The organism is Citrobacter sp. Igbk 17 (assembly GCF_028069775.1).
Lineage (GTDB): Bacteria > Pseudomonadota > Gammaproteobacteria > Enterobacterales > Enterobacteriaceae > Citrobacter.
Genome location: NZ_JANEWI010000049.1, coordinates 18,898 through 30,878 on the forward strand (window position 1 = coordinate 18,898; position 11,981 = coordinate 30,878).

The 11,981-nt window shown below is 52.5% G+C and carries 12 protein-coding genes; 2 read left to right on the plus strand and 10 right to left on the minus strand.

From position 1 onward, the window contains the following. Positions 1 to 18: 18 nt before the first annotated feature. From NNO08_RS20915 to NNO08_RS20950, 8 genes are all read right to left on the minus strand, one after another. On the minus strand, positions 19 to 831 hold the full coding sequence (locus NNO08_RS20915; protein ID WP_271449301.1) for a shikimate 5-dehydrogenase: 813 nt from the start codon (positions 829 to 831) through the stop codon (positions 19 to 21). A 1-nt stretch (position 832) separates the two neighbouring features. Next, complete coding sequence (gene sorE, locus NNO08_RS20920; protein WP_271449300.1) at positions 833 to 2,056, minus strand: L-sorbose 1-phosphate reductase; 1,224 nt, start codon at positions 2,054 to 2,056, stop codon at positions 833 to 835. Positions 2,057 to 2,124: 68 nt separating this feature from the next. Then, the gene (locus tag NNO08_RS20925; protein WP_003031641.1) at positions 2,125 to 2,949 is read right to left on the minus strand and encodes a PTS system mannose/fructose/sorbose family transporter subunit IID; all 825 of its coding nucleotides are present in this window, start codon (positions 2,947 to 2,949) and stop codon (positions 2,125 to 2,127) included. Positions 2,950 to 2,960: 11 nt separating this feature from the next. After that, complete coding sequence (locus NNO08_RS20930; protein ID WP_271441899.1) at positions 2,961 to 3,758, minus strand: PTS mannose/fructose/sorbose transporter subunit IIC; 798 nt, start codon at positions 3,756 to 3,758, stop codon at positions 2,961 to 2,963. Between the two features lie 65 nt (positions 3,759 to 3,823). Beyond that, entirely contained in the window at positions 3,824 to 4,318 is a 495-nt protein-coding gene (locus tag NNO08_RS20935; RefSeq protein WP_271449299.1) for a PTS system mannose/fructose/N-acetylgalactosamine-transporter subunit IIB, read from the minus strand. Next, positions 4,318 to 4,725: a mannose/fructose/sorbose PTS transporter subunit IIA gene (locus NNO08_RS20940; protein WP_271441901.1), complete on the minus strand. Its 408-nt coding sequence runs from the start codon at positions 4,723 to 4,725 to the stop codon at positions 4,318 to 4,320. Before NNO08_RS20940 ends, NNO08_RS20935 begins: the two co-directional genes overlap by 1 nt. Positions 4,726 to 4,734: 9 nt before the next feature. Beyond that, positions 4,735 to 5,541 (minus strand): SDR family oxidoreductase, encoded by an 807-nt coding sequence (locus NNO08_RS20945; RefSeq protein ID WP_202037190.1) that lies wholly within the window; start codon positions 5,539 to 5,541, stop codon positions 4,735 to 4,737. A gap of 70 nt (positions 5,542 to 5,611) precedes the next feature. Then, the gene (locus NNO08_RS20950; RefSeq protein WP_271457492.1) at positions 5,612 to 6,565 is read right to left on the minus strand and encodes a sugar-binding transcriptional regulator; all 954 of its coding nucleotides are present in this window, start codon (positions 6,563 to 6,565) and stop codon (positions 5,612 to 5,614) included. A 469-nt stretch (positions 6,566 to 7,034) separates the two neighbouring features. On the opposite strand from NNO08_RS20950, the gene rluF reads away from it, so the two are divergent. After that, positions 7,035 to 7,910, plus strand: a complete 876-nt coding sequence (gene rluF, locus NNO08_RS20955; RefSeq protein ID WP_137381201.1) for a 23S rRNA pseudouridine(2604) synthase RluF — start codon at positions 7,035 to 7,037, stop codon at positions 7,908 to 7,910. On the opposite strand, the gene NNO08_RS20960 is transcribed toward rluF, so the two are convergent. After that, positions 7,907 to 8,179, minus strand: a complete 273-nt coding sequence (locus tag NNO08_RS20960; protein WP_137381200.1) for a DUF3811 domain-containing protein — start codon at positions 8,177 to 8,179, stop codon at positions 7,907 to 7,909. The genes rluF and NNO08_RS20960 overlap by 4 nt on opposite strands. 136 nt (positions 8,180 to 8,315) lie before the next feature. After that, a complete protein-coding gene (lysC, locus tag NNO08_RS20965) occupies positions 8,316 to 9,665 on the minus strand; it encodes a lysine-sensitive aspartokinase 3 (protein WP_271440982.1) in 1,350 nt (449 codons plus the stop codon). Positions 9,666 to 10,101: 436 nt separating this feature from the next. On the opposite strand from lysC, the gene pgi reads away from it, so the two are divergent. After that, positions 10,102 to 11,751: a glucose-6-phosphate isomerase gene (gene pgi / locus NNO08_RS20970; protein ID WP_271440981.1), complete on the plus strand. Its 1,650-nt coding sequence runs from the start codon at positions 10,102 to 10,104 to the stop codon at positions 11,749 to 11,751. The last annotated feature ends 230 nt before the right edge of the window (positions 11,752 to 11,981 follow it).

Genomic DNA, 11,981 nt, shown 5'->3' on the forward strand with positions numbered 1-11,981 from the left:
CGCTCTGTTCCTGCTTTTTTACCCCGCCCGCGCAAATTTTGCCGCTTCGGCGATTAGCGCGTTATCCGGGCGTACGCCGGTGTACATGGCGAACTGCTCTACGGCCTGTAAGGCAATCACCTCTGCACCGCTGATGGTCTTTTTACCCAACTGCTGTGCCAGCTTAATCACCGGTGTTTCCGGCGGCAGGGCGACGACGTCAAACACCACGCTGGCGGCAGCGACCATTGCTTCGCTGTAGGCCAGTTCATCGCTCTCTTTACCGCCTGCCATGCCGACGGGCGTCACGTTGACCAGAATATCGCAGGCAATCCCTTCCGGCTGCGGTTGCCACTGAAAACCGTACTGTTTTGCCAGCGCCGGGCCGCTCTCACGGTTACGGGCGGCGATGATGACATCGTGAAAACCAGCATCGCGAAATGCGGCAATGACCGCTTTACCCATTCCACCGCTGCCGCGGATCATAACGCGCGCGTGGTTATCAAGCTGGTGGCTGGCAATCAGGCTTTTTACCGCAATGTAGTCGGTGTTAAATCCTGTCAGCGTGCCGTTGTCATTGACGATAGTGTTGACGGAATCAATGACGCTTGCGGAAGGGTCGATGGCATCCAGAAACGGCATGCAACTCTCTTTAAACGGCATCGATACCGCACAGCCGCGGATCCCGAGTGCGCGAACGCCTTTCACTGCGGCCTCAATATCCTGCGTAGTAAAGGCTTTGTAGATAAAATTTAATCCTAACTTTTCATACAAATAGTTGTGAAAACGTGTGCCAAAGTTGCCGGGGCGACCGGCCAGCGACATGCACAGTTGGGTGTCGCGGTTAATCATGTTAAATCTCCTCGGCGTGAGACAATACGTACTGTTCGGCTTCCTGTGACCAAATCCCCTGATGACGTTCCAGGATATCGCGCAGGGCCGGATCGTCAATCTGCGTGAGTGCGGTTAGCGGTAACGCTTTGCCAGTGTAGACCAGCTTTTTCCCACCACCGACTTTTGGCAGCTCCAGCGTTGTTTCACCAGCCGCATTCAGCCCCAGAATGTGCGTCACCACTTTTGCGGCCTGAACCTTCTTCTCTTCGATCAGTTTTACCGCCGCGCGCATATCGTCGGTATTGCCGCCAGACGTGCCAACGTAATGGGTGAAAGCATAATGCACATCGTAGAAGTTAATTGGCGCACTGAACTGCTTATCCTGCGGGCCGGCAAAGAAATTCATGCAGCCATCGGCGGCCAGCAGGGAAGAGGCCAGTGTGACCAACTGTTCATTGGGCACAAACACAAAGATGTCGTCAAACCCGTGACCGCCGCTCAGCGCCATCAGCGTGTCGTAAGCCGCATCCTGGGCGTGGAGATAGTGGATCAGCGTTTGTGGCTCAGAAGGATAGTGTTTGCGGGCGTAGCTCAACTTGTCGTTATTGGTGTCAGTCACTACCAGCAGCGCCGGATTGACCGGGCCGTGCAACGCATAATCGATTGCCAGCAATCCCATTGGCCCGGTACCGCCGAGGATCAGCGTGCGCCCTTGCGGGCGAATGCCCATCTTATGGTTGTAAGTGCCTTCCTGCAGATGATAGTTGGCATTGAATGCGCCAATCACGCAGGAAAGCGGCTCAACCAGCGAGCCTTCAAAATAGGTTTCACCTTCGTAGGCCAGCAGGCAATCCTGCTCCATCACTTCATTGGGTATGATGACGTGCGTGGCTTCGCCGCCCACCCACGGGAAGGAGTAGCCGGGGCAGTCCGGGCGATCCGGCAGTTGCAGGTTAGCCTGAATAACATAGCGTTGGCCGGGCTGAAACTTATGCTGCCATTTTTTCCCCACGGCGAGAATATCGCCGCAGAACTCGTGGCCGATGATAATCGGGTTGGTGGCCACATCGTCTGGTACCTTTTTGTGATTCTCACCCTGGTTAGCCTCTTTCCAGGAAGAAAGGCACAGGCTGTCGGTCACGACCGAGGCCAGAATTTCATCATCCTGCATTTCGGGAAGGTCGAAGGTTTCCAGGCGCAGATCGCGTTTACCATAAAGGCGTAAAGCTGTTGTTGCTTGCATTGTTACCACCTCTTCCTCTTTCGAGGACAATTTGTTGACGTTGCCCCGACATCGCCGGGGCGGAAAAATCAGGACAGGAAGCCCAGCGCGTTACCGATAATCCCCAGTGCAAACAGGGCGAATATCAGCCATACCGGATTAATTTTCTTGTTGAGTAGCCGCACCATCAGCAGCGTCAGACCCAGCGCCAGCAGGCCAGGGCAGAGCTGATCGAGTATGTTCTGCACGGTCATGGTGACGGTGGTGCCGTCTGCGCCTGGCGTTTGCGATACCACCAGCGGCACGTTGATGCTGGTCCACTTGGTGACCAGCACCCCCATCACAAACAGACCAAGAATTGATGCCCCTTCGGTCAGTTTTTGCAGCAGGTTACCGCCCATGTCGCTGACGATGTTGACCCCTTTACGAAAGCCAAGCTGTAAGCCGTACCACTTCATCGCCAGACGCACTGCGTTGAAAATAAAGAAGAACAATAGCGGGCCGAGAATGTTACCGGACAGCGCCAAAGACGCGCCAAGCGCGGCAGTAATCGGGCGCAATGTTCCCCATACCAACGGATCGCCGACGCCGGCGAGTGGGCCCATCAGCCCGACTTTGATGCCGTTGATCGCGCCATCGTCAATTTCCGCGCCATTGGCACGCGCTTCTTCCATCGCGGCGGTCACGCCAATTACCGGGCCACACACGGCAGGTGTGGTGTTGAAGAACACCAGGTGGCGTTTGAGCGCCGCGACCTGGTCTTCCTTCAGCGGATACAGGCGCTTAATGGCTGGGATCATGTCGTAGCAAAAGCCCAGTCCATGAATACGTTCAAAGTTGAATGACGCCTGTTGCAGGTTGGAGCGAACAAACATGCTAAACAGGTCGGATTTGGTCAGTTTTTTCTGTTCCATGGTCGGCTCCATTAGTCATCAAGCTGATCGAGAGCTTGAGAAGAGGCGGCTTGCGCCTGCGGTTCGGCTTTACGCCACTGCGGGTTCAACTGGATGTAGACCAGCGCGATAATCACGCCCACGCCACCGAAAGCCAGCAGACTCAAATCGAGATAACCCCCGGCGATAAACCCGAGGAAGAAGAAGGGCATCAGGTACTTCACGCCCATCATGCGCAGCACCATGGCGTAACCGACCACCACGATAAAACCACCGGCAATCTGCAACCCGTGCGTGACGAAGTCCGGAATGGCGTTCAGCATGTTGCTGACCATATCGGCGCTGACAAACAGCGAGACGATTAATGCAGGAATGGCGACACGCAGCGCCTGTACGCCGAGCGCGGAAACGTGGAGCATATCGATGGTGCGAAAGCGTGCGTCTTCCGCGGCTTTATCCGCCGCATGCTGAAATACCACAGTGATGGTGCGAGCGAATACCGTCAGCACCTGGCCTGCCGCCGCGACCGGCAGGGCGATGGCGATACCGGTAGCGATACTCTGTTGCCCGACGATAACCAGAATGGCGGAGATAATACTGGCGAGCGCCGAATCGGGGGACTGCGCGGCACCGACGTTCATCCAACCCAGAGCAATCAACTCCAGCGTGCCGCCGAGCATAATCCCGGTTTTTAAATCACCAAGGATCAGGCCGATAACGGTACAGGCGATGAGCGGGCGGTGGGTCTGGAATTCATCCAGCACGCTGCCCATTCCGGCAATACAGGAAAATATAAATATGGCGATAATTTGTAGGGTACTAATTTCCATAATCTGTCACCTTAAGGGTATAACGATCCCTGCCTGTTACGGCATATTTCTACAGGCGCTATTTATTATTCGCTAACGGACTGCTCTTTTATTTTCTCAATAATATTAATTGCTGGGTCGGAGGCAACGACGCGTAAATCCAGTTTCACTCCCAACTGATCCAATTGATGAAAAGCATTAATATCGTCATCATCTAAAGAAACGGCTTTGGTTAATTGTTTTTTACCCGGTCGCCAGGCCATGCCGCCAATATTTAAGGTGGCGATTTTTACCCCTTGCTTAACCATGGCCAGTGCATCCTGCGGACGGGTAAAGAGATAAAAAACGGTTTCATTCTGATATTGCGGATTATGATAAACCGCCACCGCCTTTTCGATATTCACGACGTTGACCTTCATCCCCGGCGGGGCGGCCTGGCGTAATAATGTTCGGCGAACTTCATCGTTATATACCTCATCATTGCAGATAATAATCCGCTGGGCGTTTGCCACTTTCGACCAGACGGTAGTGACCTGGCCGTGGATCAGGCGGTCATCAATACGGGCAAGGGTAATGTTCATCAAAAATCCTCTTCGGTCGTTGCCAGATGCTGCCAGACAACGCAGGTTTGTTGAGCAATGGTCGTCAGGTGTTCGCACAGTTCATCCACATTCATACTGCTCTGGTTGTCAACCAGCTCCAGTGCCAGCGGCAGCGACAACCCGCTAATAACGCGTATCGCCGGGTTGTGCATCGCCAGCGTCGCGGCGGCATTCCATGGACTGCCACACTGTAGATCGACGGCAATCAGCCATTCATCATTAGTGTGAACGCTTACTAACTTTTTCAGCTTTGCCACGATGTCGCTGGCGTTCTCGCCGGGGACAAATGTTACCGCTTCAACGTTGGCGTCGCCGTAGACCATTTGCACCGATTCCAGCATGGCGCAGGCCAGTTTGCCGTGGGCGCAGAAGATTGCATTGACCATAAAACCTCCTTAGCCGCGCGTTTTACCGCCCGCAATGTTAGTGGTTACTCCGGTGATGTAGCTGGCACGTTCAGACAACAGATAACAAACAAAATCAGCGACTTCGCCCAAACGCCCCGAACGTCCAATCGGGATCGCGTTCTTGGTATATCCCTCGCGTAGCTGCTCAACGGTGATATTGCGGGTCCAGGCCAGCGCTTCTTCATACTCGGGGGTGCGTAGCCCGGTTTTTTCCAGAATGCCAGGCGCAATACCGACCACACGAATCCCGTGTTTGCCCAGTTCTTTCGACCACGAGCGGGTAAAGCTATTTAGTGCGGCTTTGGTGGCGGCATAGCAGCTCTGACCTTCAGAACCTTCCAGTCCGCTTTCTGAAGAGACATTCACAATCACGCCGTCATGCTGTGTTACCATCTGGCGCGCTACCGCTTGTGACATTAAAAAAACGCCTTTTTGGTTGATGTTGACCATTTTTTCAAAAGCGGCTTCATTGAGTTCATATTGCCCGGCCGGGGCTTTTTCATCGACCAGCAGGCGCGGGAAATTAACCCCCGCGTTATTCACCAGCCCATCAATACGGCCAAAACGACGGATAATTTCAGCAACGGTGTGACTGACTTCTTTGGCGCTGGAAATATCTGTTGGCCAGAAATGATATTTGCTGTGGTCGGTATATTTACCGTCGCCACCATGAATATCTGCCATTTGTACATTAGCGCCTTGCGCTAATAACTCTTCAACAATAGCCAGGCCAATTCCTGATGCGCCACCGGTAACAATAATGACTTTATCCTGTAGATTTAACCACGTTTGCATAATCAACTCCCAATTTCAGATAAGGGGACCCTGCATAAAGTAAATTATGTCAGGATCAATTCGAATATATTTACTTCAACAGCAATTCAGCGGTATGACTGTTAGTGACTAAACCGTTAATATAATTTCCACGTAATGCACCAAGTATTCCACTCAGTTTTTCTTCCCCCATGGCAATGCCGATGGAGTAACGTGCCTGCTTTAATTTATTGGTTTCGATCGAGAGTGTTTTTTCACTCATACTGGTCTCTACCGTCACGCCGTCGATATCATAAAAGCGCGAGCAGATGTCTCCGGCGACATGGCGGGCATGCAGGTCATCACTCTCTTCGCTGCCGTAAAAGGCGTGCCAGTTGGCACCGTCACGGATCGCCGGGGAGCCAATGCCGACCAGCGCGACGTCCAGGTTATCCCAGTAGGCGGAAATCGACCGGAAGTGCTGGGACTGCATAATCCCGTTACGGATCAGTGGGTTTTCCAGCAGTGCCGGGAAATCGGCCAGGTGCGATTCACCCTTGAGCTTTGCCGCGGCGCTGTAGGTCAGCGTATTGACGTGGTAACGGCTTTCAAGCTTGCCGGAGGGGCCGCCGATAATCGGTACGCAGATCAGCTGGCGCGACTGGCTGGCGGGGGATAACCCTTCGACCAGCCCCCGAACGGCGCGCCCCCATGAGAAGCCGATAATATCGCCGGGTTCCAGTAAGCGCTCCAGCAACTGTGCACCGTGCACACCCATCATCGCAAGTTGTTCGTCTTCCTGTTCGCTGTCGTAGGAGACCACCACCGCTTCTTTCAGGCCAAATTTCTGTTTTAGCTGTTGTTCCAGCCACAGGTTCTCGTTGAAGTCGTAATTAATGGCAATGGTAACGATGCCTGATTCGCGGCCACGTTTTAGCAGGCGGCTGATCGTGGTGCGATAAATTCCCAGCTCGCGGGCGATTTGCGCTTGCGTCATATCCTGTTCGTAATAGAGCTGCGCTATTTTTACGATCAGGCGGATATCATCGCTGTTTTCCGTTGCCATCTTTGGGCTCCTGCACATTTGTGCAAATCACTATATTGTCTTCTTGATCTGATATAACCCCATCGATGGCCCAGTTCAAAGTAATTTTCTCTTCTTTCAGCGCCATGAACTGGCAGTTTGTGTTGCACATTTGATGTGCAGATAGCGCGTTGTCGGCACATATGTGCTTATTGATGTAATGCCTTGATTCTGTGTATTTTCGCGCAACAAAATTGCAGGTATGGGTTGCGGACACTTTTGTGTCGAAAGGTGTGGCGGATCACAAATAGCGTTCTGGCATTCGAACACGATTATTTTTTATCGCCCGCAAGGTAGGGTATATTTCGCTTTTAATACACAAAGTCATTCAAGTTGTATCAAGGCGGCAAGGGAGCGAATCCCTGGGAGCATAGAGAGCTATGTGACCTGGGTGAGTGAGGGCAGCCAACGCAGAGACAGCCTGAAGGATGACGTGTATACAGGAGAAATTATGCTGCCCGACTCATCTATCCGATTAAACAAATACATCAGTGAAAGCGGAATCTGCTCGCGTCGCGAAGCAGATCGCTTTATCGAACAAGGGAATGTCTTCCTGAATGGCAAACGCGCCACCATTGGCGATCAGGTGATGCCTGGCGACGTCGTAAAAGTAAATGGTCGGTTGATTGAGCCGCGCGAAGCGGAAGATCTGGTTTTTATTGCGCTGAACAAACCCGTGGGGATTGTCAGTACTACTGAAGACAGCGAACGCGACAACATTGTTGATTTTGTTAACCACAGCAAGCGTGTGTTCCCAATTGGTCGTCTGGACAAAGACTCTCAGGGACTTATCTTTCTGACCAACCACGGCGACCTGGTGAATAAAATCCTGCGTGCCGGTAACGATCACGAAAAAGAGTATCTGGTGACGGTAGATAAGCCAGTCACTGATGACTTTATCCGTGGGATGGGAGCCGGTGTGCCAATTCTCGGCACCGTTACCAAAAAATGTAAGGTGAAGAAAGAAGCGCCGTTTGTTTTCCGCATTACGCTGATTCAGGGGCTGAACCGCCAGATCCGTCGCATGTGCGAGCACTTTGGTTATGAAGTGACTAAGCTTGAGCGTACGCGCATCATGAACGTTGGTCTGTCAGGCCTGCCGCTGGGTGAATGGCGCGACCTGACGGATGACGAACTGATCGGTCTGTTCAAGCTTATTGAGAACTCGTCCTCAGAAGCCAAACCGAAGGCCAAAGCAAAGCCAAAAACCGCAGGCATTAAGCGCCCGGTGGTGAAAATCGAAAAATCGGCGGAGAAAGAGAAATCACGCCCGGCGGCAAACGGTAAGCGTTTTACCTCGCCGGGGCGTAAGAAGAAAGGGCGTTAACGTCTGCCGCGCGTTGGCGTATTCGCTGACCAGGAAAACGATGCTTCCGCATCCGGTTTATAAGCCTGCTTTTTCTTCAACTGGCGGGCTTTTTTTGCCTCTGCTTCGCGCAAAACCATCAGTTTATCGATGTACTCTTTCTTAATGCTGTTGGTCTCAGCGTTGGTGAGTAGTCGACCATGTGCAATACGCGCGCGGTCGAGAAGCGTTTTCAGTTCACGCTGTTCGCGCTCGGTCATCTCTTTTTGGGTAATGCGGGGGAGTGCCATTAGGGTGCCCTCAGTTAGCCAGAGATTTTAGTTTACGGGAATCTCTGGCTGAGAGATAGCGCTGCTGCTTATCAGGCTTACGGAGAATTTACAGGCCGGATAGGGCGTTTCGCCGCATCCGGCATGCGAGCTTATATCACTCAAACAAATTATGGTGCAGTTTCTGGACGACCAACTCGGCTTCGGTGCCCGGCACCAGGAAGCACAGGTTATGGCTGGATGCGCCGTAGCAAATCATGCGAATGTTGAATGGCTCCAGTACACCGAACACCTCTTTGCCTACGCCACAGGCTTTTGACAGGTCATTACCAATCAACGCCACCAGCGCCAGACCTTCTTCAACTTCAACCCGACACAGGGCAGACAGTTCCATCAGCAGAGACTGTGTTAACAGTGTATCGCCGGTGGAGGTGGAGCCGGTGGTGTCCAGCGTCAGCGCCACACTGACTTCGGATGTGGTGATCAAATCTACCGAGATATTGTGGCGTGCCAGGATGCCGAACACTTCCGCTAAAAAGCCGCGAGAGTGCAGCATATTCAGGCTATGCAGCGTCAACAGTGTTTGTTTGCGGCGCAGGGCCAGCGCCCGAAACAGCGGCGGATTCGCGGTTTTATTACACACCAGCGTGCCGCCTGCTTTTGGATCTTTGCTGGAGCCAACAAACACCGGAATATCGCTACGTACGGCAGGTAATAGGGTTGCCGGGTGCAGGACTTTCGCACCGAAGGTTGCCATTTCCGCGGCCTCTTCGAAGGCGATCTCATCGATACGCTGCGCTGCGGGAACAACGCGCGGATCGGTGGTGTAAATGCCAGGAACATCGGTCCAGATATCGACGCGCGTTGCGTGCAGCGCTTCGGCCAGCAGGGCGGCTGTATAATCGCTGCCGCCGCGTCCCAGTGTGGTGGTGCGGCCTTTGCTTTCGCTACCGATAAAGCCCTGAGTAATGACCAGACCTTCGCTCAACCGCGGGGCAAGCTGGATGGCTGCCAGTTCGGCTAGCGCCGCTACATCTGGCTCAGCACGACCAAAGCGATCGTTGGTGCGCATCACTTTGCGGACATCAAACCATTGGGCCTGAACGTTACGCTCGCGCAGGATCTCAACAAACAGCAGGGTAGACATCAGTTCACCGTGGCTGACCAGTTCATCCGTCAGCGCCGTGGAGGTAGCCAGTGAGGCCGCCTCGGCCAGCGTAGTGATGTTTTCCAGCAGACGCTCAATTTCTTCGCGGATCACGTTCGGATAACGCAGGCGTTCCAGAATATTGAACTGAATTTGACGAATGGCGTCGAGTTTCTCGAAGCGCTCAGTCGGCTCCAGCCCTTCTGCCAGTGCAACCAGCAGATTGGTAATACCTGCTGAAGCGGAAAGCACCACTAAGCGGACGTTAGTATCGGAAAGTACGACATCCGCGCTGCGATTCATGGCGTCAAAATCCGCCACGCTGGTACCACCAAACTTGGAGACAACTACATCAGTCATAACTACCTCGTGTCAGGGAATGAATAGAGCGACCATGGCACATAAGGCAGAACAAAAACCGGTGCAGGCGCAAATGCAAATACCGTATTACATTTCGTCCTTCAATCTGCCTCTTCGTTGGCTGCACCTGCTCACCACAGTCACTTACTTCAGTAAGCTTCTGTGGATTCTCAGGTTTGCCGCCTTGACGCAAATCGAATGACTTTATGTATATAAATAAAAGGCATGGCCTGTGCTGTCAACGCTGGGATTATGCGGATTTTTCATGCTGCAACTGCGTTGAGTAACGGTACTAATAACAACGCTGAAAACCGCTATACTTTTTAGCCACGTTTGGCGGATGCCCTGGCAATGGCATTAAAACAATCACACTTTTCTGTGACTGGCGTTACAATCGATCCCAGTCACAATTCTCAAAATCAGAAGAGTATTGCTAATGAAAAACATCAATCCAACGCAGACCTCAGCCTGGCAGGCACTACAAAAACACTTTGAAGAGATGAAAGACGTTACTATCGCGGACCTGTTCGCGAAAGATAGCGATCGTTTCACTAAGTTTTCCGCGACGTTTGACGATTTGATGCTGGTGGATTTCTCCAAAAACCGCATCACTGAAGAGACGCTGGCTAAACTGCAGGATTTGGCGAAAGAGACCGATCTGGCGGGTGCCATCAAGTCCATGTTCTCCGGTGAGAAAATCAACCGCACCGAAGACCGCGCCGTGCTGCACGTGGCGCTGCGCAACCGTAGCAATACGCCGATCATCGTTGATGGTAAAGATGTGATGCCGGAAGTGAATGCGGTGCTGGAGAAAATGAAATCCTTCTCTGAAGCGATTATCTCCGGAAGCTGGAAAGGCTACACCGGCAAAGCGATCACGGATGTGGTGAACATCGGTATCGGCGGCTCCGACCTCGGCCCGTTCATGGTGACCGAAGCGCTGCGTCCATATAAAAATCACCTGAATATGCACTTTGTGTCTAACGTCGATGGTACGCACATTGCCGAAGTGCTGAAGAAAGTGAACCCGGAAACCACGCTGTTCCTGGTCGCGTCTAAAACCTTCACCACCCAGGAAACCATGACCAACGCCCACAGCGCGCGCGACTGGTTCCTGGCGACCGCTGGTGACAATAAACACGTTGCGAAACACTTTGCTGCGCTGTCCACCAACGGTAAAGCGGTTGGCGAGTTTGGTATTGATACTGCCAACATGTTTGAGTTCTGGGACTGGGTTGGCGGTCGTTACTCTCTGTGGTCTGCCATTGGCCTGTCCATCATTCTGTCCGTGGGCTTCGACAACTTCGTTGAGTTGCTGTCCGGTGCACATGCGATGGACAAACACTTCTCCACCACCCCGGCGGAGAAAAACCTGCCGGTACTGCTGGCGCTGATCGGTATCTGGTACAACAACTTCTTCGGTGCAGAAACCGAAGCAATCCTGCCGTACGACCAGTATATGCACCGCTTCGCGGCCTACTTCCAGCAGGGCAACATGGAATCCAACGGTAAATACGTTGACCGTAACGGTAACGCCGTGGACTACCAGACTGGCCCAATCATCTGGGGTGAGCCGGGTACTAACGGCCAGCATGCGTTCTACCAGCTGATTCACCAGGGTACCAAAATGGTTCCTTGTGACTTTATCGCGCCGGCGATCACCCATAACCCGCTGTCTGATCACCATCCGAAACTGTTGTCTAACTTCTTCGCTCAGACCGAAGCGCTGGCATTTGGTAAATCTCGTGAAGTGGTTGAGCAGGAATATCGCGATCAGGGTAAAGATCCGGCCCAGCTCGAACACGTTGTGCCGTTCAAAGTGTTTGAAGGCAACCGTCCGACGAACTCTATTCTGCTGCGTGAAATCACGCCGTTCAGCCTGGGTGCGCTAATTGCACTGTATGAACATAAAATCTTTACTCAGGGCGCCATCCTGAACATCTTCACTTTCGACCAGTGGGGCGTGGAGCTGGGCAAACAGCTGGCAAACCGCATTCTGCCGGAACTGAATGATGATAAAGAAATCACCAGCCATGATTGCTCGACCAACGGTTTGATTAACCGTTATAAGTCCTGGCGTGCCTGATGGCGCTGCGCTAATCAGGCCTACAGGCGCACACTTGTAGGCCGGATAAGGCGTTTCGCCGCCATCCGGCATTAATGAAATAAAAAAGCCGATATTAATATCGGCTTTTTTTATAAGATTACTCCAGGATATCTACACCTTTTCTTCATTTCTTAATTGAGTTTAATCCTAAAATAATTCATTCAACGTTATCCTGTTTCTGATATTTTCAGATTTTCCGGGTATTGTAT

Bases quoted from the DNA above. Each gene is read 5' to 3' on its own strand.
- NNO08_RS20915 (WP_271449301.1), bottom strand. From the start codon at position 831: ATGATTAACCGCGACACCCAACTGTGCATGTCGCTGGCCGGTCGCCCC.
- sorE (WP_271449300.1), bottom strand. From the start codon at position 2,056: ATGCAAGCAACAACAGCTTTACGCCTTTATGGTAAACGCGATCTGCGC.
- NNO08_RS20925 (WP_003031641.1), bottom strand. From the start codon at position 2,949: ATGGAACAGAAAAAACTGACCAAATCCGACCTGTTTAGCATGTTTGTT.
- NNO08_RS20930 (WP_271441899.1), bottom strand. From the start codon at position 3,758: ATGGAAATTAGTACCCTACAAATTATCGCCATATTTATATTTTCCTGT.
- NNO08_RS20935 (WP_271449299.1), bottom strand. From the start codon at position 4,318: ATGAACATTACCCTTGCCCGTATTGATGACCGCCTGATCCACGGCCAG.
- NNO08_RS20940 (WP_271441901.1), bottom strand. From the start codon at position 4,725: ATGGTCAATGCAATCTTCTGCGCCCACGGCAAACTGGCCTGCGCCATG.
- NNO08_RS20945 (WP_202037190.1), bottom strand. From the start codon at position 5,541: ATGCAAACGTGGTTAAATCTACAGGATAAAGTCATTATTGTTACCGGT.
- NNO08_RS20950 (WP_271457492.1), bottom strand. From the start codon at position 6,565: ATGGCAACGGAAAACAGCGATGATATCCGCCTGATCGTAAAAATAGCG.
- rluF (WP_137381201.1), top strand. From the start codon at position 7,035: ATGCTGCCCGACTCATCTATCCGATTAAACAAATACATCAGTGAAAGC.
- NNO08_RS20960 (WP_137381200.1), bottom strand. From the start codon at position 8,179: ATGGCACTCCCCCGCATTACCCAAAAAGAGATGACCGAGCGCGAACAG.
- lysC (WP_271440982.1), bottom strand. From the start codon at position 9,665: ATGACTGATGTAGTTGTCTCCAAGTTTGGTGGTACCAGCGTGGCGGAT.
- pgi (WP_271440981.1), top strand. From the start codon at position 10,102: ATGAAAAACATCAATCCAACGCAGACCTCAGCCTGGCAGGCACTACAA.